22 protein-coding genes are annotated in these 25,534 nt (G+C 58.8%); 5 read left to right on the top strand and 17 right to left on the bottom strand.

Going from position 1 to position 25,534, the window contains the following annotated elements; translation table 11 throughout:
* Positions 1 to 4: 4 nt before the first annotated feature.
* From tpiA to rlmE, 5 genes are all read right to left on the bottom strand, one after another.
* Positions 5 to 760, bottom strand: coding sequence for a triose-phosphate isomerase (gene tpiA, locus M1E04_RS20945; protein WP_192132953.1), 756 nt, complete (start codon positions 758 to 760; stop codon positions 5 to 7).
* A 66-nt stretch (positions 761 to 826) separates the two neighbouring features.
* Positions 827 to 2,170, bottom strand: coding sequence for a phosphoglucosamine mutase (gene glmM, locus M1E04_RS20950; protein WP_192132954.1), 1,344 nt, complete (start codon positions 2,168 to 2,170; stop codon positions 827 to 829).
* A gap of 16 nt (positions 2,171 to 2,186) precedes the next feature.
* Positions 2,187 to 3,038, bottom strand: a complete 852-nt coding sequence (gene folP, locus M1E04_RS20955; RefSeq protein ID WP_192132955.1) for a dihydropteroate synthase — start codon at positions 3,036 to 3,038, stop codon at positions 2,187 to 2,189.
* A gap of 8 nt (positions 3,039 to 3,046) precedes the next feature.
* Complete coding sequence (gene ftsH, locus M1E04_RS20960) at positions 3,047 to 4,957, bottom strand: ATP-dependent zinc metalloprotease FtsH (RefSeq protein WP_065987606.1); 1,911 nt, start codon at positions 4,955 to 4,957, stop codon at positions 3,047 to 3,049.
* Positions 4,958 to 5,146: 189 nt separating this feature from the next.
* Positions 5,147 to 5,797: a 23S rRNA (uridine(2552)-2'-O)-methyltransferase RlmE gene (gene rlmE / locus M1E04_RS20965; protein WP_192132956.1), complete on the bottom strand. Its 651-nt coding sequence runs from the start codon at positions 5,795 to 5,797 to the stop codon at positions 5,147 to 5,149.
* A gap of 107 nt (positions 5,798 to 5,904) precedes the next feature.
* Here rlmE and M1E04_RS20970 point away from each other — a divergent pair, with 107 nt between their 5' ends.
* Positions 5,905 to 6,213, top strand: coding sequence for a YhbY family RNA-binding protein (locus M1E04_RS20970; RefSeq protein WP_065987608.1), 309 nt, complete (start codon positions 5,905 to 5,907; stop codon positions 6,211 to 6,213).
* A gap of 171 nt (positions 6,214 to 6,384) precedes the next feature.
* Here M1E04_RS20970 and greA read toward each other — a convergent pair whose 3' ends face one another.
* The 7 genes from greA to grpE form a co-directional block, all read right to left on the bottom strand.
* Positions 6,385 to 6,861, bottom strand: coding sequence for a transcription elongation factor GreA (greA, locus tag M1E04_RS20975; RefSeq protein WP_037015137.1), 477 nt, complete (start codon positions 6,859 to 6,861; stop codon positions 6,385 to 6,387).
* Entirely contained in the window at positions 6,858 to 10,079 is a 3,222-nt protein-coding gene (gene carB / locus M1E04_RS20980) for a carbamoyl-phosphate synthase large subunit (protein WP_192132963.1), read from the bottom strand. The genes greA and carB overlap by 4 nt, the downstream gene beginning before the upstream one ends.
* Positions 10,080 to 10,200: 121 nt before the next feature.
* Positions 10,201 to 11,337: a glutamine-hydrolyzing carbamoyl-phosphate synthase small subunit gene (carA, locus tag M1E04_RS20985; protein ID WP_456291972.1), complete on the bottom strand. Its 1,137-nt coding sequence runs from the start codon at positions 11,335 to 11,337 to the stop codon at positions 10,201 to 10,203.
* Between the two features lie 301 nt (positions 11,338 to 11,638).
* The gene (gene dapB / locus M1E04_RS20990; protein WP_456291973.1) at positions 11,639 to 12,445 is read right to left on the bottom strand and encodes a 4-hydroxy-tetrahydrodipicolinate reductase; all 807 of its coding nucleotides are present in this window, start codon (positions 12,443 to 12,445) and stop codon (positions 11,639 to 11,641) included.
* A gap of 10 nt (positions 12,446 to 12,455) precedes the next feature.
* Positions 12,456 to 13,586: a molecular chaperone DnaJ gene (gene dnaJ / locus M1E04_RS20995; RefSeq protein WP_065987612.1), complete on the bottom strand. Its 1,131-nt coding sequence runs from the start codon at positions 13,584 to 13,586 to the stop codon at positions 12,456 to 12,458.
* A gap of 322 nt (positions 13,587 to 13,908) precedes the next feature.
* Positions 13,909 to 15,828: a molecular chaperone DnaK gene (gene dnaK, locus M1E04_RS21000; RefSeq protein ID WP_065987613.1), complete on the bottom strand. Its 1,920-nt coding sequence runs from the start codon at positions 15,826 to 15,828 to the stop codon at positions 13,909 to 13,911.
* Positions 15,829 to 15,930: 102 nt separating this feature from the next.
* A complete protein-coding gene (gene grpE, locus M1E04_RS21005) occupies positions 15,931 to 16,497 on the bottom strand; it encodes a nucleotide exchange factor GrpE (protein WP_065987614.1) in 567 nt (188 codons plus the stop codon).
* 277 nt (positions 16,498 to 16,774) lie between these two features.
* On the opposite strand from grpE, the gene recN reads away from it, so the two are divergent.
* Positions 16,775 to 18,448: a DNA repair protein RecN gene (gene recN / locus M1E04_RS21010; protein ID WP_456291974.1), complete on the top strand. Its 1,674-nt coding sequence runs from the start codon at positions 16,775 to 16,777 to the stop codon at positions 18,446 to 18,448.
* Positions 18,449 to 18,559: 111 nt separating this feature from the next.
* Here recN and fur read toward each other — a convergent pair whose 3' ends face one another.
* On the bottom strand, positions 18,560 to 18,967 hold the full coding sequence (fur, locus tag M1E04_RS21015; RefSeq protein WP_065987616.1) for a ferric iron uptake transcriptional regulator: 408 nt from the start codon (positions 18,965 to 18,967) through the stop codon (positions 18,560 to 18,562).
* 98 nt (positions 18,968 to 19,065) lie between these two features.
* Between fur and M1E04_RS21020 the strand changes: the two genes are divergently transcribed.
* The gene (locus M1E04_RS21020; RefSeq protein WP_192132976.1) at positions 19,066 to 19,590 is read left to right on the top strand and encodes an outer membrane protein assembly factor BamE; all 525 of its coding nucleotides are present in this window, start codon (positions 19,066 to 19,068) and stop codon (positions 19,588 to 19,590) included.
* A gap of 87 nt (positions 19,591 to 19,677) precedes the next feature.
* On the opposite strand, the gene M1E04_RS21025 is transcribed toward M1E04_RS21020, so the two are convergent.
* From M1E04_RS21025 to M1E04_RS21035, 3 genes are read right to left on the bottom strand one after another with little or no spacing between them, the layout of a single operon-like run.
* Positions 19,678 to 19,998, bottom strand: a complete 321-nt coding sequence (locus M1E04_RS21025) for an RnfH family protein (RefSeq protein WP_456291975.1) — start codon at positions 19,996 to 19,998, stop codon at positions 19,678 to 19,680.
* Positions 19,991 to 20,425 (bottom strand): type II toxin-antitoxin system RatA family toxin, encoded by a 435-nt coding sequence (locus tag M1E04_RS21030; RefSeq protein ID WP_065987619.1) that lies wholly within the window; start codon positions 20,423 to 20,425, stop codon positions 19,991 to 19,993. Before M1E04_RS21030 ends, M1E04_RS21025 begins: the two co-directional genes overlap by 8 nt.
* Positions 20,426 to 20,432: 7 nt before the next feature.
* Complete coding sequence (locus M1E04_RS21035) at positions 20,433 to 21,836, bottom strand: sodium-dependent transporter (RefSeq protein WP_065987700.1); 1,404 nt, start codon at positions 21,834 to 21,836, stop codon at positions 20,433 to 20,435.
* A 127-nt stretch (positions 21,837 to 21,963) separates the two neighbouring features.
* On the opposite strand from M1E04_RS21035, the gene smpB reads away from it, so the two are divergent.
* Entirely contained in the window at positions 21,964 to 22,446 is a 483-nt protein-coding gene (gene smpB / locus M1E04_RS21040; protein ID WP_065987620.1) for an SsrA-binding protein SmpB, read from the top strand.
* A gap of 122 nt (positions 22,447 to 22,568) precedes the next feature.
* Here the strand turns inward: smpB and M1E04_RS21045 are convergent, their stop codons facing one another.
* Positions 22,569 to 23,336 (bottom strand): GntR family transcriptional regulator, encoded by a 768-nt coding sequence (locus M1E04_RS21045; protein ID WP_456291976.1) that lies wholly within the window; start codon positions 23,334 to 23,336, stop codon positions 22,569 to 22,571.
* Positions 23,337 to 23,764: 428 nt separating this feature from the next.
* Between M1E04_RS21045 and M1E04_RS21050 the strand changes: the two genes are divergently transcribed.
* Positions 23,765 to 25,471, top strand: a complete 1,707-nt coding sequence (locus M1E04_RS21050; RefSeq protein WP_456291977.1) for a lactate permease LctP family transporter — start codon at positions 23,765 to 23,767, stop codon at positions 25,469 to 25,471.
* Positions 25,472 to 25,534 lie beyond the last annotated feature (63 nt).

The following is a 25,534-nucleotide window of genomic DNA, read 5'->3' on the forward strand; positions in this document are numbered from 1 at the left end:
TTTTTCAGTTTCCCGCGGCGCGAATGATCGCACCGAACTCATCTGCATTCAGGGAGGCGCCACCAATGAGGCCTCCATCGATATCCGGCATGCCGAACAGTTCGACCGCATTGGCCGCCTTCACGCTGCCGCCATATAGAAGACGCACACCTTGTGCGACTTCAGGATTCTCTTGTCTCAACTGCGCACGAATCGCTGCGTGCACTTCCTGCGCCTGTTCAGGCGAGGCAGTCAATCCGGTACCAATGGCCCAGACCGGCTCGTAAGCAATGACCGCATTAACGAAAGCACCGACGCCAAGTTCTTCGATGATGCTGCCCAGCTGCTGCCCGACAACCTCAAGCGTCTTGCCTGCTTCTCGCTCCTCGAGTGTCTCGCCGATGCAAAGTATCGGGATCAGACCTGCTGCCTGTGCAGCCTCGAACTTGCGGTTCAGGACCTCGTTACTTTCGCCCATTACCTGACGACGCTCCGAATGCCCTACGAGCACAAACTTGCAACCTGCATCCGCCAACTGGGTCGACGACACTTCGCCAGTCAACGCGCCCTGCCCTGCTTGATGGGCGCAGTTCTGCGCACCGACGGAGATCAACTGCCCTTCCAGGCAATCAACCACAAGACTCACGTGCAGGCTTGGCGGGAAGACCGCCACATCTACGCCACCCGGAAGGGCGAGATTTGCAAGACCCTCGATCAGCTCAGCGACGCTGGCGCGGGTACCGTGCATCTTCCAGTTACCAGCTACCATAGGGCGACGCATGCTGTACCTCGTCGGTCAAAGTGGGCGCAGATGTTACCCAACAGTTTCAACACTGGCAAGCCGAAATCAGGCGCAAACTTCAGCAACCAGTTTTGCCAGTTCATCGGCATACCCGCGAACCAGGATTTCGTCCTCGCCCTCGACCATTACACGCACCAGCGGCTCGGTACCAGACTTGCGCAGAAGCACACGCCCACGCCCGCCCATGGCGACGGTCACGCGGTCACAGGCTTCAATAACGGCGGGGTGCTTGACCGGATCAACGCCTCCTCCCTCAAACCGCACATTGATCAATACCTGAGGGCATTTCTTCAGGCCTTCGCGCGATTGCGCGAGGCTCTGTCCGGTACGCTTCATCGACAGCAGTACCTGTAATGCAGCGATGATTGCATCCCCCGTTGTGGTATGCCGGAAGCAGACGACATGGCCCGAGTTCTCGCCACCCACTTGCCAATCGCGCTCCAGCAGCTCGGCGATGACATAGCGGTCGCCAACATTGGCTCGCACGAACGGAATATTGAGATCCGCAAGCGCCAGTTCCAGTCCGAGGTTGCTCATCAGCGTGCCCACGACACCGCCTTGCAACTGGCCGCGCTCCTGAAGGTCCCGCGCAATGATGTAAAGCAGCTCATCACCATCGACGATCGCGCCGGTATGGTCGACCATCAGCACACGGTCGCCGTCACCGTCGAAACCGATGCCCAGGTCAGCACCATGCTCGACAACGGCGGCCTGCAGCGCTCCCATGTGGGTGGAGCCGCAATTGTCATTGATGTTGAGCCCGTTGGGAGCCGCCGACAGCACAGTGACCTCGGCGCCAAGCTCTCGGAACACATTTGGCGCTACCTTGTACGTCGCACCATGGGCGCAATCGACAACGAGCTTCAACCCGTCGAAGTCAGTGCTGGTCGGAACGCTGCTTTTACAGAATTCGATGTAACGGCCAGCGGCGTCGTTGATACGGGACACCTTGCCGAGTTTCTCGGACTCCTCGACGGTCATCGGCGAGTCGAGCAACTCCTCGATCATCAGCTCGATTTCATCAGGCAGCTTGGTGCCCTGCCCGGAGAAGAATTTGATGCCGTTGTCGTAATGCGGATTATGTGACGCACTGATCACGATGCCCGCTTCGGCATGGAATGTACGCGTCAGATAGGCGATCGCAGGCGTCGGCATCGGACCCAGGAGCATCACGTCCGCACCCGCCGCAGATAAGCCGGCTTCGAGCGCCGACTCGAACATGTAGCCCGAAATACGGGTGTCCTTGCCCACCAGAATTCGGCATGCGCCCATTTTCCGGAATGCCATCCCTGCCGCCCAGCCAAGCTTGAGCATGAAATCAGGGGTAATCGGGAATTGACCTACACGACCGCGGATACCGTCGGTACCGAAATATTTCTTGGTGCTCATGGGTGCTCCAGATTTCTTATTTTGCTGACTGAACAGCAGCAATCATACGCACTACGTCGACCGTCTCCGGGACGTCGTGCACACGTAGGATTTTTGCGCCTTTGACCATCGCCATGGCGGCAAGCGCCAGGGCGCCGTGCAGACGCTGGTCAACAGGCTTGTCGAGAACCTTGCCGATCATGCTTTTGCGGGAGACACCGACCAACAGTGGACGGCCCAATGCATGAAGGGCTTCCATGTGTTTGAAGAGGCTCAAGTTATGCTCAAGGGTCTTGGCGAACCCGAATCCCGGATCAAGGATAATTCTCTCGGCAGGAATACCCGCTTCGACGCACTGCTCCATGCGCTCGCGCAAAAATGTACTGACCTCACCGACCAGATCAGTGTAGTGAGGGTCATTCTGCATGTCCGTCGGTTCGCCGCGCATGTGCATGAGGCAGACGGGTAAACCCGTTGCCGCAGCGGCGTCCAGCGCCCCGTCACGGCGAAGCGAGCGAACATCGTTGATGAGCCCTGCCCCCAGACGTGCAGTCTCGCGGATGACCGCCGGCGTGGAGGTGTCGACCGAAATAATCACATCGAGCTCGGCGCTGATGGCTTCAACGACAGGTGCCACGCGCTCCAGCTCTTCAACGGGAGAAACCGATCGCGCGCCGGGCCTTGTTGACTCACCCCCGACGTCGATCAAGGTCGCACCCGCCAGCATCATCGCTTCGGCATGACGCAACGCAAGGTCGCGCTGCGCAAAACGGCCGCCGTCCGAGAACGAATCAGGGGTGATATTGAGGATCCCCATCACGTGCGTGCGGGATAAATCAAGAACCCGGTTGCCGCAAGGCAACCGGGTCGGGTGAAGCGCAGAAGTCATGTCAGACCTTAGTGTTCAGCAGCAGGGCCGCCAATAGGCGATTCCGGACGCGGACCTACAGGTGCGATCGGGGTGCCGGAATCTCCGGAACCACCTTCCCAATCACGAGGCTCGCGCGGTGTGCGGCCTGCCATGATGTCATCGATCTGCTCGGCATCGATGGTTTCGTATTTCATCAACGCATCAGCCATCGCTTCCAGCTTGTCACGGTTGTCCGTGAGGATCTGTTTCGCGGTGCCGTAGCATTGATCAATGATGCTGCGCACTTCGGAGTCGATCAGACGGGCAGTGTCCCCGGAGAGACTGGCGTTCTGACCGCCACCGCCACGCCCCAGGTAACCGCCTTCTTCCTCGTCCGAATACATCAATGGACCAAGCTTCTCCGAGAGGCCCCATTTGGTGACCATGTTCCGAGCGATCTGGCTGGCCCGCATAATGTCGTTGGAAGCACCCGTGGTGACACCATCGAAGCCAAGCGTCATTTCTTCCGCGATTCGACCGCCGTACAGCGAGCAGATCTGACTGATCAGGGCACGCTTGGACAGACTGTAGCGGTCCTCCTCGGGCAGGAACATCGTGACACCCAACGCACGACCGCGCGGGATGATCGACACTTTGTAGACCGGATCATGCTCTGGCACAACACGACCAACGATGGCATGACCTGCCTCGTGATAAGCGGTATTGCGCTTCTCTTTGTCGGACATGACCATCGATTTGCGCTCAGCGCCCATCATGATCTTGTCTTTCGCCAATTCGAACTCTTTCATCTCGACGATGCGCTTACCGGTACGGGCAGCGAACAGCGATGCCTCGTTAACCAGGTTGGCCAGATCGGCACCGGAGAACCCCGGGGTACCACGAGCAATCACGCCTGGCTGAACATCGTCGCCCATTGGCACTTTGCGCATGTGTACTTTAAGAATCTGCTCACGACCGCGGATATCGGGCAGGCCAACCACCACCTGACGGTCGAAACGGCCTGGACGCAGAAGCGCAGGGTCGAGAACGTCTGGACGGTTGGTGGCGGCGATCACGATGATGCCGTCGTTCATCTCAAAGCCGTCCATCTCAACCAGTAACTGGTTGAGCGTCTGCTCACGCTCATCATGACCACCGCCCATGCCGCCGCCACGATGGCGGCCTACGGCATCGATTTCGTCGATGAAGATGATGCAAGGCGCGTGTTTCTTGGCCTGTTCAAACATGTCACGAACACGGCTTGCACCCACGCCGACAAACATTTCGACAAAGTCGGAACCGGAGATCGTGAAAAACGGAACCTTGGCTTCGCCCGCGATGGCCTTCGCGATCAGGGTTTTACCTGTACCTGGAGGACCCACCATGAGGACGCCGCGAGGGATGCGACCGCCGAGGCGCTGGAACTTGCCCGGGTCGCGCAGAAACTCGACGAGCTCGCCGACTTCCTCCTTGGCCTCATCACAGCCGGCGACATCAGCCAGCGTGGTTTTGACCTGATCCTCGGAGAGCAGACGCGCCTTGCTTTTACCAAAGCTCATCGGTCCGCCTTTGCCCCCCGCACCGCCCTGCATCTGGCGCATGAAGAACATGAAGACAGCAATAATCACGAGGATAGGGAAGCTGGCGACAAGGAGCTGAGTCCAGATGCTTTGCTGCTCTGGCTGCTTGCCCTCGATCACAACGTTGTTGTCGACCAGGTCACCGATCAGACCGTTGTCCTGAATGGCAGGGCGAATGGTCTTGAAGGAGTCGCCATCGCTGCGCTTGCCGGTAATGACGTAACCGTCAACGGCAACCTTCTCGACTTTGCCGTCCTTCACCTGCTGGATGAATTCGGAATAGTTGAGGGTCTGCGGCTCGTTAGGACTGGAGAAGTTGTTCATCACGGTCACGAGAACCGCCGCGATGATCAACCACAGGATCAAATTCTTTGCCATATCGTTCAATTAGCTACCCTCTGAAGCAAGCTCCACGCTGGAGCGTGCCTCGCATGATATTTACCGGCCTAACGTACTACAGATCCTACAGGCGTGGCAGGCGGCGTCTGTAACCCTTTGTGAAACTTTGACTACGCGATGTTGGTTACGCTCCCTTGATTAAGCCATTTGAAAAAAGCTATCGCTTGATCAAAGGCGCTCATCGCTTGCCGATCCTTCTACGCCGCGAAAGCCGCGACCCAACAAGTACTGCTCTCTGGAACGGTCTCGCGACGACAAAGGCTTGCGCATCTGTACCTTGTCGAACAGCTTGCGGATGTCCTTGTGGTACACGTCAAACCCTTCACCCTGGAAGACTTTGATCAGGAAATCGCCACCTGGGCGCAGCACACGGCCGGCTAAATCAAGCGCCAACTCACAGAGGAACATTGCGCGGGGCATATCAACAGCGCTCAATCCACTCATATTGGGGGCCATGTCGGAAATCACAAGGTCTACCTGCGTATTACCGACAGCCTCGAGGATCTGCGCCAGTACCTCATCCTGGGTGAAATCCCCCTGAATGAAAGTCACATCAGGGATGCTGTCCATTTCCAGGATGTCAGACGCAATCAACCGACCTTGACCACCAATCAGACGACTGGTCACCTGCGACCAGCCGCCTGGCGCCGCGCCAAGGTCGATGACCGTCATGCCAGGACGAATGATCTTGTCCTTCTCCTGAATCTCCAGGAGCTTGTAACTGGCGCGGGAACGATAACCATCCCGCTGCGCCATTTTGACGTACTTGTCGTCGAAGTGTTCTTTAAGCCAGTTATGGCTGGTTTTGGAACGTGCCACGGAGCACCTCAAAAAATTAGGGCGAGTCGCGATTAACCGGGCGGTCCCGGACTCGCTCGGGTAAACTGGCCGCCGCTTTTTACAAGATCAGACGCAGAGGTCAGATTATGCCGCTCACTCAAGAGCAGAAGAAACAATACAAATCCATTGGCCACCATCTGAAACCGGTGTTGATCGTGGCGGACAATGGTCTGACTGAAGGTGTGTTGGCCGAACTGGAGCGCGCACTGGGCGATCACGAGTTGATTAAAATCAAACTCAACATCCTCGACCGCGAAAGCCGCCTGGCAGCCATCGCTGAACTGTGCAAAGTCGGCAAGGCCGATCTGGTGCAGGTCATTGGCAAAATGGCGCTGATTTACCGCAAGAACCCGAAGGTAAACAAGCAGCTGTCCAACGTCCACCGCTTCAACTGATCCTCTTCGGGTCAGCGGCGAACACGCGCTGGCCGTTAGATTCGATGCCCAGCTGCAAAGTTGAGCGCCGAACCGGTCAGACCCGACATGCGACCGCCGGTTCGATAGGCCATGCAATGACCTTCGAACCCGCTGTCTGAATCTACACCCGCGCAATGCGGGTGTTGATCATCAAACGTGACGCACTTCCACGATTTCGTACTCGATCACACCGCTTGGTGTCTTCACAGCGACGACATCGCCCTCTTCCTTGCCAATTAACGCGCGAGCGAGCGGCGAGCCCACCGAAATCTTGCCCAGTTTGAAGTCAGCTTCGTCCTCACCCACGATGTGATAGGTGACGCGGTCGTCTGTCTCCACGTTTGCAATTTCGACGGTAGTGCCGAAGATCACTTTCCCGGTGTGAGGGATGGTGGTGACGTCGATGATCACCTGATTCTGGATCCGGCCTTCGATGTCGCGGATGCGCGCTTCGACCATGCCCTGCTGTTCGCGGGCGGCATGGTACTCGGCGTTTTCCTTGAGATCGCCCAGCTCGCGCGCAGTCCCGATGTCCTGACTGAGCTTGGGACGAACCACCTTGGTCAGGTGTGCGTGTTCCTCTTCCAGGGCGCGAGCGCCCTGAACGGTCATTGGGTACTTGATCATGCTTTCAGTCCTGCGTGTAGATCCTGCAAGCGGCGTACGGTTTTTTCAGGGCCGAACTTCAGCGCTTCACAGATGGCCTCGCCCGCAGCGATAGTCGTGGTGCAGTAGATCTTGTGCTGCAGGGCATTGCGGCGAATGGAGTAGGAATCAGCGATCGACTGGCGCCCTTCGGTCGTGTTGATGATCAGCGTGACTTCGTCATTCTTGATCATGTCGACCACGTGTGGACGGCCCTCGGTCACCTTGTTGACGCGGCGAACTTTCAGCCCGGCCTCTTCGATCAGGCGTGCGGTCCCAGCGGTTGCAACGATATCGAAGCCCAGTTCGATCAAGCTGCGTGCCACACCTGCCACCAGCGGCTTGTCGTCGTCACGCACGCTGATGAAGGCCGTGCCGCCAGTCGGCAGGACTTCACTGGCGCCCATCTGGGCTTTCGCGAATGCTTCGCCGAAGGTGTCGCCGACACCCATGACTTCGCCGGTCGACTTCATTTCTGGGCCGAGGATCGGGTCGACGCCCGGGAACTTGGCGAATGGGAACACCGCTTCTTTCACGCTGTAGAAATTCGGAATGATTTCTTTGGTGAAGCCGAGTTCTTTAAGCGTTTTGCCAGCCATGACGCGAGCGGCAATCATCGCCAGGGAGACTCCGATGCACTTCGACACGAACGGTACCGTACGCGATGCGCGCGGGTTCACTTCAATGACGTAGATGTCTTCGCCCTGCAATGCGAGCTGCACGTTCATCAGACCGACAACGCCGAGCTCCAGGGCCATTTTCTTGACCTGCTCACGCATTTCGTCCTGGATATGCGCCGGCAGCGAATACGGTGGCAGCGAGCATGCCGAGTCACCGGAGTGAACACCGGCCTGTTCGATGTGCTGCATGATCGCGCCGATCACCACGTCGGTGCCGTCGCAGACCGCATCAACGTCCATTTCGATGGCGCAGTTGAGGAAGTGGTCAAGCAGCACCGGGCTGTCGTTGGACACTTGAACCGCTTCACGCAGGTAGCGCTTGAGTTCGTCTTCTTCGTAGACGATCTCCATCGCACGGCCGCCCAGTACGTAGGACGGACGCACCACCAGCGGGTAGCCGATCTTCGCCGCCGCCCGAATGGCTTCGTCTTCGCTGCGCACGGTGGCGTTTGGTGGCTGACGCAGGTTCAGTCGCTCGACCATCTGCTGGAAGCGCTCACGGTCTTCTGCACGGTCAATGGCGTCCGGGCTGGTGCCGATGATTGGCACGCCTGCAGCTTCCAGTGCGCGCGCCAGCTTCAACGGGGTCTGGCCGCCGTACTGGACGATCACGCCTTTCGGCTTCTCGACGCGGACGATTTCCAGCACGTCTTCCAGGGTCACCGGCTCGAAGTACAAACGGTCAGAGGTGTCGTAGTCGGTCGATACGGTTTCAGGGTTGCAGTTGACCATGATGGTCTCGTACCCGTCTTCACGCAGGGCCAGCGCGGCGTGTACGCAGCAGTAGTCGAACTCGATGCCTTGGCCAATGCGGTTCGGACCGCCACCCAGAATCATGATCTTGTCGCGATTCGTCGGGTTGGCTTCGCACTCTTCCTCGTACGTGGAGTACATGTACGCGGTGTCGGTGGCGAACTCGGCGGCGCAGGTGTCAACGCGCTTGTAGACCGGCAGCACGTCCAGTTTGTGACGATGCGTGCGCAGGTTCTTCTCGGTCACACCCAGCAGCTTGGCCAGGCGGGCATCGGAGAAGCCCTTGCGCTTGAGGCGATACATGATGTCGCGGTCAATCGCCGACAGGCCGAGGGTCTTGACCTTCTCTTCGTCCTTGATCAGATCTTCGATCTGCACCAGGAACCAGGGGTCGATCATGTTCATGCCGAAAATCTGTTCAACCGTCATGCCGGCACGGAAAGCGTCAGCGACGTACCAGATGCGCTCGGCACCCGGAACCGTCAGCTCGCGCTTGAGAATGCTCATGCTTTCCGGATTGCTGAGGTCCAGCTTCGGATCGAGACCGCTGACACCCACTTCCAGGCCGCGCAGGGCTTTCTGCAGGGATTCCTGGAAAGTCCGGCCGATGGCCATGACTTCGCCGACTGACTTCATTTGAGTGGTCAGGCGCGCGTCAGCTTTGGCGAACTTCTCAAACGCAAAGCGTGGCAGTTTGGTCACGACGTAGTCGATCGATGGCTCGAACGACGCCGGGGTCTTGCCGCCGGTGATTTCGTTCTGCAACTCGTCCAGCGTGTAGCCGACAGCCAGCTTGGCTGCCACTCGGGCGATCGGAAAACCGGTGGCCTTGGAAGCCAGTGCAGAAGAGCGAGAAACCCGCGGGTTCATCTCGATCACGACCATACGGCCGGTGTCCGGGCAGATGCCGAACTGAACGTTCGAGCCGCCTGTTTCGACGCCGATCTCACGCAGGACCGCCAGCGAGGCGTTACGCAGGATCTGGTATTCCTTGTCGGTGAGCGTCTGTGCCGGCGCGACCGTGATGGAGTCGCCGGTGTGCACGCCCATCGGGTCGAAGTTTTCAATGGAGCAGACGATGATGCAGTTGTCCTTTTTGTCGCGGACAACTTCCATTTCGTATTCTTTCCAGCCGATCAGCGATTCGTCGATCAGCAGCTCTTTGGTCGGCGACAGGTCGAGACCGCGGGCGCAGATTTCTTCGAACTCTTCACGGTTGTACGCGATGCCGCCACCAGTGCCGCCCATGGTGAAGGACGGACGAATGATGCACGGGAAGCCCAGCTTTTCGAGGACCGTATTGGCCTCTTCCATGCTGTGGGCGATACCGGAACGCGGGCAAGCCAGGCCGATGGACTTCATGGCCTTGTCGAAACGGGAGCGGTCTTCAGCCTTGTCGATGGTATCGGCATTGGCGCCGATCATCTCAACGCCGAACTTCTCCAGAACGCCTTCGCGCTCCAGGTCCAGCGCGCAGTTCAGTGCGGTCTGGCCGCCCATGGTTGGCAGCAGCGCGTCGGGGCGTTCTTTTTCGATGATCTTGGCGACGGTCGCCCATTTGATCGGCTCGATGTAGGTCGCATCCGCCATGGCCGGGTCGGTCATGATGGTGGCCGGGTTCGAGTTGACCAGAATGACGCGGTAACCCTCTTCGCGCAGGGCCTTGCAGGCCTGGGCGCCGGAGTAGTCAAATTCGCAGGCCTGGCCGATTACGATCGGGCCAGCGCCAAGAATCAGGATGCTTTTAATGTCTGTACGTTTTGGCATGGGTTGTCACTCGAATCCTGTGTCAGTCGGCAAGCCGTCTTGAACATCTCAGGTGCCGGGCGGGCTATCGAACCTTGTCCGATCCGCGCGGCCACCTGCTCGCTACAGTCGCAAGGCAGCCTTAGCGGCGCTTGTCCATCGCTGTGATGAAACGATCAAACAGCGGCGCGACGTCGGTCGGGCCCGGGCTCGCTTCGGGGTGGCCCTGGAAGCTGAACGCGTCCTTGTCGGTGCGCTCGATGCCTTGCAGGCTGCCGTCGAACAGCGATTTGTGAATCGCGCGAACGTTGCTCGGCAAAGTCGCTTCGTCCACCGCAAAACCGTGGTTCTGGCTGGTGATCATGACCACGCCGGTATCCAGGTCCTGAACAGGGTGGTTGGCGCCGTGGTGGCCCAGATCCATCTTGATGGTACGAGCGCCGGAAGCGAGCGCCAACAGCTGGTGACCCAGGCAGATACCAAAGACTGGAATGTCAGTCTCCAGCACATCCTTGATCGCCTGAATGGCGTAGTCGCAGGGCTCCGGGTCGCCAGGGCCGTTGGACAGGAAGATGCCGTCCGGCTTGAGGGCAAGCACTTCACTGGCAGGGGTTTGCGCAGGTACGACCGTCACACGGCAACCACGCTCAACCAGCATGCGCAGGATGTTCAGCTTGACGCCGTAGTCCCAGGCGACCACGTGGTACTTCAAATCAGCTGCGGCAACTTCGGGGCTGCTGTCGGACTGCAGATTCCAGACCGTGGAGCGCCACTCGTAGGTGTCTTTCGTGCTGACTTCCTTGGCGAGGTCCATGCCCTTCAGGCCCGGGAAGCCCCGTGCTGCCGCGATGGCCGCTTCTTCGGAAATGTTGTCGCCAGCCATGATGCAGCCATTTTGAGCGCCCCTCTCGCGAAGGATACGCGTCAGGCGGCGAGTGTCGATGCCTGCAATCGCAACGGTTTTATTGGCTTTCAGATACTCAGCGAGCGGCATCTTGTTACGCCAGTTGCTCGCCACCAGTGGCAGGTCGCGAATCACCAGACCCGCCGCCCAGACGCGGTCAGACTCGGCGTCTTCCGGCGTGGTGCCGGTGTTGCCGATGTGCGGGTAAGTCAGGGTGACGATTTGCTGGGCATAGGAAGGATCGGTAAGAATTTCCTGATAGCCGGTCATTGCGGTGTTGAACACCACTTCACCAACGGTTTGACCGTCGGCACCAATGGCTTCGCCGCGAAAAATGCTGCCATCAGCAAGGGCGAGTATGGCTGGCTTAGTCAAGAAGACCTCCCGTAATAAAGCCTGAAAGGGCGATCGCAGGTTGTAAAAAAGCGGAATGACGTATAGACACGTCACCCCGCTTTTTTCATAGAATTATCTGCGCGCTTTTAGTGGACACACTAAAGCTGTAGCTTACAGAAAGAGGTCTTTTTAATCCACCGCTAAAATTGCCGTGAGGGCTGGGGAGTGCGACGGGACATCGCGTAGCGGGTGTGTAACGGCTTGAAACTGCGGGCAGGATACAGGGAAAGCCCCTCTCCTGCCCGCATTGTTACTTGTCAGATTCAGAGCACCGGACCACTCAACGCAGATCGAGCACGTCCTGCATGTCGTAAAGACCCGGCGCCTTGCCATCGAGCCACAGCGCTGCACGCACTGCGCCCTTGGCGAATGTCATGCGACTTGACGCCTTGTGCGTAATCTCCAGGCGCTCGCCCTCGGCGGCGAACAGCACAGTGTGATCACCTACGACGTCACCGCCACGGACCGTGGCGAAACCGATCGTCTCGCGGTCACGAACACCCGTGTAGCCCTCACGACCGTAGACAGCGACCTTGCTCAAGTCACGCCCCAAGGCATTGGCAACGACCTCACCCATGCTAACCGCCGTACCCGACGGCGCGTCGACCTTGTTGCGGTGATGAGCTTCGATGATCTCGATGTCCGCATCTTCACCCATCACTCGCGCCGCTAGATCCAGCAGCTTGAACGACAGGTTCACACCCACACTGAAATTGGACGCGAAGACGACAGGAATGTCCCGGCTCGCCTCCCCCAGCAGGCGCTTTTGTTCGACGCTCAAGCCGGTGGTACCAATGACCATCGCCTTGCCCGCCTTACGACAGAGCGCCAGATTTTTCAGCATGACGTCCGGCAATGTGAAGTCGATCAGGACGTCGAACTCGTCGGCAACATGCTCCAGATTACCGGTCAACTGAACACCGATACGCCCCAGCGATGCGAGTTCGCCGGCGTCGGCACCGATCATCGTGCTGCCGGGACGAACGATTGCCGCCGTCAGCCCGGTGAGCGGCGCACGATCCTGCACCGCCTCGATCAGGTTCTTGCCCATGCGCCCGGCGGCGCCCATCACTGCAATGCGTCGCATGCCCTGCCCCTTAGAGATCGCCGAAGAAACGCTTCACACCTTCGAACCAGCCACTGGCTTTAGGCGAGTGAGAGCTGTCACCTTCAAGGGAGGCACGGAACTCTTCGAGCAATTCACGCTGACGACGCCCGAGGTTGACCGGAGTTTCGACGGCAACACGGCACATCAGGTCGCCGGCGCCGCCACCACGTACAGGGGCAACGCCCTTGCCGCGCAGGCGGAACTGCTTACCGGTTTGCGTGCCTTCCGGGATCTTCAGTTTGACGCGACCATCCAGCGTCGGCACTTCCAGCTCACCACCCAGTGCAGCGTCGGTGAAGCTGATTGGCACTTCGCAGTACAGGTGCTTGCCGTCGCGCTGGAAGATCGCGTGTTCACGCACGTTGATCACGACGTACAGGTCTCCCGTTGGGCCGCCCTGCGTCCCCGCTTCACCTTCGCCCGACAGACGAATGCGATCGCCGGTATCGACGCCTGGCGGCACTTTGACCGACAGCGTCTTGGACTCTTCCACACGGCCTTCGCCATGGCAGGAGTCGCAAGGATCGGAGATGATCTTGCCGTTGCCATGGCAACGCGGGCAGGTCTGCTGAACAGAGAAAAAGCCCTGCTGCATGCGCACCTGGCCGATGCCGCCGCATGTCGGGCATGTCACCGGGGACGAGCCCTTTTTGGCGCCGCTGCCGTCACACGGCTTGCAGTTGACCAGCGTCGGCACACGGATGCTGACAGTCGTGCCGCGCACCGCTTCTTCAAGATTCAACTCGAGGGTATAGCGAAGATCGCTGCCACGTTGGGCACCACCACGACCACCGCCGCCAGCGCGCCCCCCGCCGAAGAAGTCGCTGAAGACATCGCCAAAGATGTCGGAGAAGTTGGCGCCACCGCCGCCGAATCCGCCGCCACCCATGCCTTGATCGACGCCGGCATGACCGTATTGGTCATAGGCCGCGCGCTTGCTGGCATCGGAAAGCACTTCGTACGCTTCGTTGGCTTCTTTGAAGGCGTCTTCCGAAGCCTTGTCACCCGGGTTGCGGTCAGGGTGATATTTCATGGCGAGACGGCGATACGCCTTTTTCAGGTCTGCTTCACTGGAGCCACGCTCCACGCCCAATACTTCGTAATAATCACGCTTTGACATAAATTTTCCGCACTCTTGAGGACGTCCGGCATGACCCTCCTGAGTCTGCCGAACTCGTTGAGCCCCTTTCAGGCCCGGACCCAACTCACGTCAATTCAACGATCCTGGTCTTGGTTCAACGGCCTTCGATCGACCGAGAAAAGCGGCTGAACAAGCCGGAGTGCAGGAGCATCCGGCTTTGCCACAAAGCCCGCGATACGGAATCGCGCGCTTGAAAATTCGGGTGTTCCAGACACGCCAACGCGGGAGCAAGCTCCCGCGCGGCGACATCCTACCAGCGACCACTGGAAGGTGGTCAACCGGCGATCAAGTGAGCCTGCGCTTACTTGTTTTCTTTTACTTCTTCGAACTCGGCGTCGACAACGTCGTCGGCCGGCTTGCTTTCTTCCTGAGCGGGCTGAGCACCGCCTTCAGGTTTTTCGCCTTGCTCGGCGTACATTTTCTGAGCGACCGGCGCGGAGACTTTCGACAGCTCTTCGATCTTGGCGTCGATGGCAGCCTTGTCGTCGCCTTTCACAGCGGCTTCAAGTGCAACCAGTGCAGCCTCGATAGCGGTCTTCTCTTCGGCGGTGACTTTATCGCCAGCGTCGGAGATCATTTTGCGCGTCGAGTGAACCAGCGCATCGCCCTGGTTACGGGCAGATGCAAGCTCTTCAAACTTGCGGTCTTCGTCCGAGTTCGCTTCAGCGTCGCGAATCATCTGCTGGATTTCTTCGTCCGACAGACCGGAGTTGGCCTTGATCACGATCGACTGAGTCTTGCCCGTCGCCTTGTCTTTCGCGCCGACGTGCAGGATGCCGTTGGCGTCGATGTCGAAGGTTACCTCGATCTGAGGCACGCCACGTGGTGCTGGCGGAATCTCGGCCAGGTCGAACTTGCCCAGGGACTTGTTCTGAGCCGCTTGCTTACGCTCGCCCTGCAGCACGTGAATGGTCACTGCGCCCTGATTGTCGTCGGCAGTCGAGAACACTTGGGATTTCTTGGTAGGAATCGTGGTGTTTTTCTCGATCAGCGCGGTCATCACGCCGCCCATGGTTTCGATACCCAGCGTCAGCGGGCTGACGTCCAGCAGCAGAACGTCTTTCACGTCGCCGGCCAGTACCGCACCCTGGATGGCTGCACCCATGGCGACGGCTTCGTCAGGGTTGACGTCTTTACGCGCTTCTTTACCGAAGAACTCGGTGACCTTCTGCTGAACCAGTGGCATACGGGTCTGACCGCCGACCAGGATCACGTCGTTGATCGCGCCGATGTCGATACCCGAATCTTTCAACGCAATGCGGCAAGGCTCGATGGTGCGCTGAACCAGGTCTTCAACCAGCGATTCCAGCTTGGCGCGCGAGATCTTCACGTTCAAGTGCTTGGGACCGGTGGCATCTGCAGTGATGTACGGCAGGTTCACGTCGGTCGAATTGCTCGAAGACAGTTCGATCTTCGCTTTCTCGGCAGCTTCTTTCAGACGCTGCATCGCCAGCGGATCACCTTTCAGGTTCATGCCGGATTCTTTCTTGAATTCGTCAACCAGGTAATCGATCAGGCGAATGTCGAAGTCTTCACCACCCAGGAACGTGTCGCCGTTGGTGGCCAACACTTCGAACTGGTGCTCGCCATCGACTTCAGCGATTTCAATAACGGAGACGTCGAACGTACCGCCACCCAGGTCATAAACGATGACGGTGTGATCGCCCTTCGCTTTGTCCATACCGTAAGCCAACGCGGCTGCGGTCGGTTCGTTGATGATGCGCTTCACGTCCAGACCGGCAATACGACCGGCGTCTTTGGTGGCCTGACGCTGGCTGTCGTTGAAGTAAGCAGGGACGGTGATGACTGCTTCAGTCACGGTCTCGCCGAGGTAGTCTTCGGCGGTCTTCTTCATTTTCTTCAGGATTTCAGCCGAAATCTGAGGAGGGGACATTTTCTTGTCGTTGACTTCAACCCACGCATCGCCGTTATCAGCCTTGGCGATTTTGTAAGGGACCATCTTGATGTCTTTTTGCACGACTTCTTCGTCGAACTTACGGCCGATCAGACGCTTCACCGCGTACAGGGTGTTGTGCGGGTTGGTGACTGCCTGACGCTTGGCCGATTGGCCTACGAGGATCTCGCCATCATTGGCATACGCAATGATCGACGGGGTGGTACGAGCGCCTTCGGCGTTCTCGATAACCTTGGCTTTACCGTTTTCCAGAACCGAGACGCAGGAGTTGGTGGTCCCCAGGTCGATACCGATAATCTTGCCCATTTTTGACTCTCCCGAAACTTAAATTTGGTTGCCGCAACTGCATTTACAAATTGCGGTAATTCTTAAACGCTTGGCCTGTAAATGGGGGCCACTCAGCTAATTTCAAGCCTGCTCGTCAATCGACGGCGAAACAGGCGATGGCGCCTTGCTGACCACGACCATGGCCGGGCGAAGCAGACGGCCATTGAGCTGATAACCCTTCTGGAACACCTTGAGCACGCTGTTCGGCTCGACGTCCGCGCTTTCCTGCATCGCCATTGCCTGATGGTGCTCGGCGTTGAACGGCTGGCCATGTGGGTCGATGGCTTCAAGGTTGTAGCGCTTTAGCGTGTCGTAGAACATTTTCAGCGTCAGCTCGATGCCTTCGCGCATCGGCCGGATGCTCTCGTCATCCGAGTTGGACAAGTCCAGACCACGCTCAAGGCTGTCGACGATCGGCAGCAGATCGCTCGCAAACTTTTCGAGCGCAAACTTGTGCGCCTTCTCAACGTCTTGCTCGGCACGGCGGCGGACGTTCTGCAGATCCGCAGCCACACGCAGAGACTGGTCCTGCGCCGCCTTCAGCTGTTCTTCAAGCACTTGCACACGGGTTGCCAGATCATCTTGAGAAGTCGCCGTGTCGGCAGCCTGATCCTGGGCCTGCATGTCCGGGTTCTGTTCGTCAGCCATAAATTCTCTCCTTCTAATTACATCCGTGAGCTCAACTCACGCCTCTGCCCGGCTATATGGGGTCGTAATTTTCGGGTTCAAGGGGTTTAGGTGCAGGATCGGCTGAATAACCCTACAAATGTTCCGACATGAGTTCGACGGCCCCGCACCGTGGCGAAATGCAGGTTTGATGCTAAAAATGGGCGACGACCTTTCAAATCGAGCTAAGGGCGGGCATTGTCAGCCCAAACCAAAACACTGTATAAATAACCAGACAAATTGTTTGGGAGCCGCTCTGATGCTGGTCCACCTGTCCATACATAACTACGCCATCGTTGAACATCTCGATCTCGAACTGGATCGCGGCATGAGTGTGATCACCGGGGAAACCGGGGCCGGCAAGTCGATCATGCTCGACGCCCTCGGCCTGACGCTGGGCGATCGCGCCGACAGTGGCGTGGTAAGGCCAGGGGCCGACAAGGCAGACATTCTCGCGACCTTCGACGTGTCGGATATCCCTGAAGCAAGCGCATGGCTGAAGGAGCGGGACCTCGAAACCGACGGCCCGTGCATTCTGCGCCGCGTCATTACTGCCGAAGGCCGTTCACGCGCCTACATCAACGGCACGCCATGCCCCCAGGGCGACCTGAAGGCACTTGGTGAACTGGTCATCGACATTCACAGCCAGCACGAGCATCAGTCACTGCTCAAGACCGATACCCATCGGCGACTGCTGGACGAATACGCGGGCGCCACCGATCTCGCCCGTCAGGTTCAACTGGCCGCCCAGCGCTGGCGGCAAACGCGGCAGGAGCTTGAACGTCTTTCCAACTCCGGCGACGAGCAGCGTGCCAAGCATCAGTTGCTGAGCTACCAGCTTGAAGAGCTGGAAAGCCTGAGCCTCGGCGAAAACGAACTCGAGCGGCTGGAGCAGGAACACACCACGCTGACCAATGCCGAGAGCCTGCTGGGCATCTGCCGGCAAGTGGTCGAGCTGTGCAGTGAAAGCGATTCGGGCAATGCGCTGAACGCACTGACCGCCAGCCTCAACAGACTCAGCAGCGTGAACAACACGCCCGATGCACTGAATGAAGCGACCAATCTGCTTTCCAGTGCGCAGATTCAGGTCGAAGAGGCCGTCGGCGAGATCAATCGTTTCCTCGATCGCTTCGAAGCGGACCCCGCCCGCCTGCAGCAAATCGAAGAGCGCCTCGACACCATCTACACGCTGGCACGCAAACACCGCGTGCAGCCGACTGAAGTCGCGGCGCTGCATCAGAAATTGCTCGACGAGATCGAAACCCTCAACGCCAACGATGAAGCGATCGAGAGACTGGAGCATGAGGTAGGTTCCTACGCGCGGCACTATCAAGAGAAGGCACGCGAACTGAGTGACCTGCGTCACCGCGCTGCACCGGAGCTGGCCCACAAGGTCGAGCACGAAATCCAGCGGCTGGGCATGCCGGGCGGCCGCTTCAATATCGAGCTGCGTGAGAACGTAGATAAAGAACTGTCACCCAACGGGCTGGAGCAGGTTGAGCTGCTGGTCAGCGCCAACCCGGGTCAGCCGCTCAAGGCGCTGGCGAAAGTGGCGTCGGGCGGGGAGCTGTCGCGAATTAGCCTGGCGATACAGGTGATCACCGCACAGACATCCCGGGTTCCGACGCTGGTGTTTGACGAAGTCGACGTTGGTATCGGTGGCCCAACGGCTGAGATTGTTGGCCAGCTGCTGCGACGTCTTGGCGAACGCGGCCAGGTCATGACGGTTACCCACTTGCCGCAAGTGGCCGCCCAAGGGCATCAACACCTGTTCGTGCACAAGGTTCGTGAAGCGGATGTGACGCGGACGGCGGTGTCCAAGCTGAGCAAAAATGAACGCGTGGAAGAAGTGGCGCGAATGCTTGGAGGGATCGATCTGACCAAGGAGTCGCTCGCGCACGCCAAGAAGATGGTGGTCACGTCCAAATCGTGACGATCATTATGGCCTGAGCCGGACGGCGTTAATGTGGCGGTATCCCGATCAAGCAACGCAGACACAACAAAGGCGACCCGCGGGTCGCCTTTGTCGTACTTCACAGAAGGCTTACACCTTTTGCTTGCGTACGTAGAGCACCAGATTGTGATCAACCAGCTCGAAGCCGTGCTTGCTCACAATGGCTTTTTGCAGTTTTTCGATTTCTTCGTCGAAGAACTCGATAACCTCGCCGGATTCCACGTTGACCATATGGTCGTGGTGGCCTCCGTCAGCCAGCTCGAATACCGCATGGCCGCCGTCGAAATTGTGGCGAACCACCAATCCGGCCGCTTCGAACTGAGTCAGAACTCGATAAACCGTTGCCAGACCGACGTCTTCGTTGGCCTCCATCAGCGCCTTGTAGACGTCCTCCGCGCTCATGTGACGCTGCTGCGCAGAATCGAGCATTTGAAGGATCTTGACCCGCGGCAGGGTCACTTTAAGTCCGGCTTTGCGTAGTTCGCTATTTTCAACCATGGTCAGCTTTCTCGCAGACGCTGCTTCGCAGCTTCTCTTAATGCAGGTATGATCGGGGTTTACGTTGTCCCAGCCAAGATAGTGGAAGTCGCCCACCGATGCAAAACACCAAGCTCTTGCTAACCAGTTTCACCTTCGTGGGACTGCTCGCACTCGCCGGTTGTTCATTCCCCGGGGTTTATAAAATCGACATCCAACAGGGCAATGTCGTCACGCAGGACATGATAGACCAGTTACGCCCGGGAATGACCCGTCGGCAAGTAAGGTTTATCATGGGCAACCCCTTGTTGACCGACACTTTCCACCCTGAACGCTGGGACTATCTGTACAGCCTGCAGCCTGGTGGTGGTGAACGCCAGCAGGAGCGTGTCAGCCTGATATTCAACGGCAATGACCAACTGGCGAGCCTGTCCGGTGACTTCAAGCCGGGCGTCAGCCGCGACGAGGCCATTCTCGGCAATAGCAGCGACACGACTGTCACCCCCGAAAATCAAGGGACGCAGCCGCCGAAGGAAGAGCCGCCGAAGCCTGGTTCGTTGCTTGAGCAGATTCAGAACGATGTCGACAAGGTCGAGACCGTGCCCGTTCCTTCCCAGGAACCACTGGACACAAATCCGCGCTGATCCACCGTTTCCCAGTAGAATCAGCCGCACAAAAAAGCCCGGACATCCCGGGCTTTTTTACGTCTCTCAATCGTGCCGATGAGAAAATTAAATCGATTTTTGCGCCTTTCTTGAAGCCGCAGCTTTTAAAGCGCGCAGACGCCGTACCTCTTTCGGATCAGCGAGCAACGGGCGATAAATCTCGACCCTGTCACCGTCATCCAGCACGCGCCGCTCCGGATCGCCAACGAGCTTGCCGAAGATACCCATCGGGCACTGCGCGAGATCCAGCTCAGGAAAACGCTCGGCCATGCCCGACGCGATAGCCGCAGCGCGTACTGATGTTCCGGATGGCACATCCAGTGCGAGCAACGTCTGACGGTCAACGGCGGCATACACCACCTCAACGCGAATCAGCCGCTCAGCCATGCAGCTCTTTGGCTCGCTGGCAGAAGGCGTCAACCAGGGTGTTGGCGGCCTGATTGAACAGCGGCCCCAATGTTGCGCGGACGATCGAGCCGCTGTAGTCGAACGACAGGTCTAGGCTGATCTTGCAGGCCTTTTCATTCAGGGCCTTGAAGGTCCAGACGCCGTGCAGCTGGCTGAAAGGCCCCTCCTCCAGATTCATCTCGATGGTTTGCCCCGGCGTCAGCGTATTGCGTGTGACGAAGTGCTGGCTCAAGCCGCCTTTGGCGATCTCGACACGCGCACGCATTGAGGTATCACTCTGCTCCAGCACACTGGCGCCGGAACACCAGGGCAGAAACTCGGAGTAGCGACTCACGTCATTGACCAGGTCATAAAGCGCCTGGGCGGGATACGGCAAAAGGGCGGAACGTTGAATATGCGTAGTCATGTCAGCGTCATTTCCAAAGCTGAGCGGCAAAGACAATCAAGATGCCGATCGGCGCCACATAGCGCATCAAAGAGAACGTTAAAGCGAACAGAACCGGGCTACGTACCGACAACTCGTCGCGCACCGCACCGCGTCCCATCACCCAACCTGCGAATACCACGAAACACAATCCACCCAACGGCAGCATGATCCGCGAGGTGAAGAAATCGATCACGCCAAAGAAATCCAGCCCCGACGACGATCCCCACTGATAGAGATGGAACCCGCCGCCTTCGTTCACGAAGAATTTGGCCTGCTTCCAGATGTTGAACGAGAAAACCGTACCAAGGCCCACGAACCAGCAGATGAACGATAGCCAGAAAGTCACCCAGCCACGGCGCACCTTTGTACGCTCGACCAGGTACGCGACCATGGGCTCGAGCAAGGAAATGGCCGAACTCCAGGCCGCGACGGCGACAAGAATAAAGAACACCACGCCCATGACGGTACCGAAGGCGACGTTACCAAATGCATACGGCAAGGTAACGAACATCAGGCCCGGCCCTTCGCTTGGGTTCAGGCCCGCTGCGAACACAATCGGAAACAATGCAAGGCCCGCCAGCAGCGACACAAACGTGTCGAGCAATGCCACGCCGACCACCGTCGCGCTGATCGAAGCCTCCTTGGTCATGTAAGCGCCGTAGATCATGATCGATCCGACGCCGACGCTGAGCGAGAAGAACGCGTGCCCCATGGCCGGGAGCAGACCATCAAGGACCTTCTCAGGCGTGAAGTCGAACATGAAATGCACGCCTTCCATGAAGTGCCCGGTGGTCAGGCTATAACCCAACAGAATCACGATGAGCACGAACAGCAACGGCATCAGGATGCGCAGGCTGCGCTCAAGGCCGGCGTTGACGCCCTTGGCAATGGTGATCGCCGACAGCAGCATGAACAGCGTGTGCCAGCCGACCAGGCGCCATGGATCAGCGATCATCTCGCCAAAATAGGCACCGACACCGTCAGGCGTCACGCCTTTGAAATCGCCCTTGCCGACATCGATGATGTACTCGAGCGACCAGCCCCCCACGACGCTGTAGAAAGAGAGGATGAGCAACGCGGTGACCATGCCGGCAAACGCGCCCCATGACCACTTCGACGAATGCCCGGCGGCGAGCGCCAGCGAACGCAGCGCGTTGGCCGGACTCTGCCGCGCACGACGGCCGATGAGCGTCTCGGCGATCATCACCGGAATCCCGATCAGGGCGATGCACGCGAGGAACACCAGCACAAACGCACCGCCGCCGTAGACGCCGACCATGTAGGGGAATTTCCAGATGCTGCCCAACCCCACGGCGGAGCCGGTGGCAGCCAGGATGAATACCCAGCGACTGGCCCAACTCCCGTGAACCGAAACCTTGTCCGTCGACATCGTTGACACGTCCAACACGCAAAAAAGATCGCGCATTGTCCGGGATTCACTCCACGTGCTCAAGCACACAGCTTCAGCGTGCGAGCCCATAGCCGAGACGCCCGTTGATCCCTATAATGCGTCGCCTATGGCTAAGCTCAAGAAACATCCCACAGGGACCATCGCGCAAAATAAAAAGGCGCGTCACGATTACTTCATCGAACACAAGTTCGAAGCCGGTCTGGTCCTGGCTGGCTGGGAAGTAAAAAGCCTGCGTGCAAACAAGGTGCAGCTGGTTGACAGTTACGTGTTGCTCAAGGACGGTGAGGCCTGGCTGATGGGTAGCCATATCTCGCCGTTGACGACAGCCAGTACCCACGTCATCGCTGACCCGACACGCACCCGTAAACTGTTGCTCAACAAGCGCGAGCTGGAGAAGCTGACGTCGTCTGTTCAGCAAAAAGGCTATGCCTGCGTGGCCCTTGCCCTTTACTGGAAGCAGCACTTGATCAAGTGCGAGATTGCTCTGGGTAAAGGCAAGAAGGAATACGACAAGCGCGACACCGAGCGCGAGCGCGATTCCAATCGCGAGCTGCAACGCGCCGTGCGGAACAAGGGCAAGGAAGACTGACTCAGTCTCTCCCGCCTGTTTCGGCAAGACCGGGTCTCGGCTGAGGCCCGGTAAAAATGCACGTTCAGCAGCGCCGGCTGGTTATCAGCGGCACTTTCCCCATCGTGCGCAACATCACCTCCTCAAATCCGGCTGCGCCGCTCAGCCCGGGCAGTTCGCTGCACTTGCTGGCGCACTTCCTCCAGCACTTCCTGCACGTACAGCAAGTGACGGCTCGACACTTCTCGAGCGTAGTCCGCCCGCCCTTCGATAATCGCCAGGTACAACTCACGATGCTGATCAATCAGCATATCGCGGGTTTCTGCGCGCTGTTTGTACATGCCGCCAATGTTGGTGACGACACTGCGCCGCAGCAGATCGAACAGACCGCGAATGGTGTGCAGCAACACGGCGTTGTGGCTGGCTTCGGCGATGGCGAGGTGAAAATTGGCGTCCGCCGCGCCCTCCTCCGCGCGGCTCACTTCCTCCGCACGGCTGTAGCAGTCCTGCAAAGCATCAAAGGCTTCGCGCAGCTGCATCCGATCAACATCTGTCGCACGTATCGCCGCGTAGTAGGCGCAGGAGGCTTCAAGGGTGTGGCGAAATTCGAGCAGGTCGCGCTGGGCTTCCGGACTGCTTTCCAGCAGATGAAGCAGCGGATCGCTGAACGTCGATCCAATGCTGTCGACGACGTAGTTGCCGCCCCCCTGACGGCTGACCAACAGCCCTTTGGCCGTCAGCTTTTGAATGGCTTCGCGCAACGAGGGACGTGACACACCAAATTGCTCGGCCAGCGCTCGCTCAGCCGGCAGGCGACCGCCGGAGCGCAACGTGCCCTCCAGAATCATCCTTTCCAGCTGCTCGACAATATCGTCGGACAAGCGGCGCTGACGCACCTGATCAAACCCCATAACCCTTCACTCCACATCCCGACTGCCCCGCCTGACATGGCCGCGGGGCGCATATTCTCGCCCATCGTAACCAGACATTCACCCGGCAGATGTAGGAGAAATCGCCCTCTCAGGCGAAGAGCGGGCGAAATCCGGGCGAGCTGCTACGAAAGTTTAAGCGTCATAAATTGACACACCATCGGCAAGGCTTCTAACCTAGCGCCAAGACATTGTAAATTGGTATTACCAATTTACAATGCCGGCGATGGACGGCTTGCCGCTGTCCCACGCTGCAGGCACTTCCCGACGGCGGAACGCTTGAGCTGGTGAGCTGTGCGACTCGTTCGTCAGCGCCGGCAGGAAGACAGACAAGCAGTTGTCACCTGCAGGAGCCGCGCACGTAAGACATGGACACCGGGCCTAACCAAAAACAATTAGGGGCCTCATACATGCAAACCTGGCAACAGCTCTACACACCTCTTGGCGGCTTGGGCTTTTCGGCGCTGGCGGCTGTCATTCCGATCGTTTTCTTCTTTGTCGCGCTGGCGATATTCCGGCTCAAGGGCCACGTCGCAGGCGCCATCACGCTTGTTCTCGCCATACTGATCGCGATCTTCGCGTTCCAGATGCCTGCCGACATGGCCGTTGCTTCCGCCGGTTACGGGTTCCTCTATGGCTTGTGGCCGATCGCGTGGATCATCGTCGCCGCCGTGTTTCTCTACAAACTGACGGTCAAAAGCGGCCAGTTCGAAATCATTCGCAGTTCGGTCATGTCGATCACTGACGACCAGCGCCTGCAGGTCTTGCTGATCGGTTTCTGCTTCGGCGCGTTTCTGGAAGGGGCCGCAGGCTTCGGCGCACCGGTGGCGATCACCGCTGCGTTGCTCGTTGGCCTGGGTTTGAACCCGCTGTACGCCGCCGGCCTCTGCCTGATCGCCAACACTGCACCCGTGGCGTTTGGCGCATTGGGTATTCCGATCATCGTGGCCGGTCAGGTGTCGGGCCTCGACCCGTTCAAGATCGGTGCAATGGCCGGTCGTCAATTGCCGCTGTTGTCGGTGTTCGTGCCGTTCTGGCTGATGTTCATGATGGACGGCGTGAAAGGCGTCAAGGAGACCTGGCCGGCGGCGCTGGTCGCGGGCGGCAGCTTCGCCATCGTTCAATTTCTGACCTCCAACTTCATCGGCCCGGAACTGCCTGACATTACCTCAGCGCTGGTCAGCCTCGTGGCCCTGACGTTCTTCCTGAAAGTCTGGCAGCCCGCTCGCGCAGCCGATGCGCAGATCGCCGGTACGCCAGGCGGTGCCGCAGTCATGGGCGGCGGCGCAGGAAATGCAGGCGGCTTTGGTCAGCCGCGCACCACCAAGAAATCGCCGTACTCGGCGGGCACCATCGTCAAAGCATGGTCGCCCTTCCTGATCCTCACAGTCGTCGTGACGATCTGGACGCTGAAGCCGTTCAAGGCGCTGTTCGCGGCAGGCGGTCCGCTGCAAGGGCTGACCATGAACTTCCCCGTCCCGCACCTGGATCAACTGGTCATGAAGATGGCGCCGATTGTCGCCAATCCAACCGCCATGCCAGCGGTGTACAAGTTTGACCTGCTCGCCGCCTCGGGCAGCGCGATTCTGATCTCGGCGATTCTGGCGATGATCGTGCTGCGTATCAGCGCCAAAACCGGGCTGACCACGTTCAAAGAAACGCTCATCGAACTGCGCTGGGCCATCGTGTCCATCGGCATGGTGCTGGCCTTCGCCTTCGTCATGAACTACTCCGGCATGTCCTCCACCCTGGCGCTGGTCCTCGCCGGGACAGGCAGCGCCTTCCCGTTCTTCTCGCCATTCCTCGGCTGGCTGGGCGTATTCCTGACGGGTTCCGACACCTCGTCGAACGCGCTGTTCGGCTCGTTGCAGGCGACTACCGCACATCAACTGGGCGTCAGTGACGTGCTGATGGTGGCGGCCAACTCCAGCGGCGGCGTGACCGGCAAGATGATTTCCCCGCAGTCGATCGCAGTGGCCTGCGCGGCGACTGGCCTGGTGGGTAAAGAATCCGACCTGTTCCGCTTCACCCTCAAGCACAGCATTTTCTTTGCCACCATCGTTGGCTGCATCACCTACGCCCAAGCGTACTGGTTCACCGGCATGCTGGTTCATTAATCAGACGAGCGCCGGGTGCGTTTTTAGCGCCCGGCTGTGGCCCCCGCTCACTCATCTGCGAGA

This window comes from Pseudomonas sp. AK106, assembly GCF_053903055.1.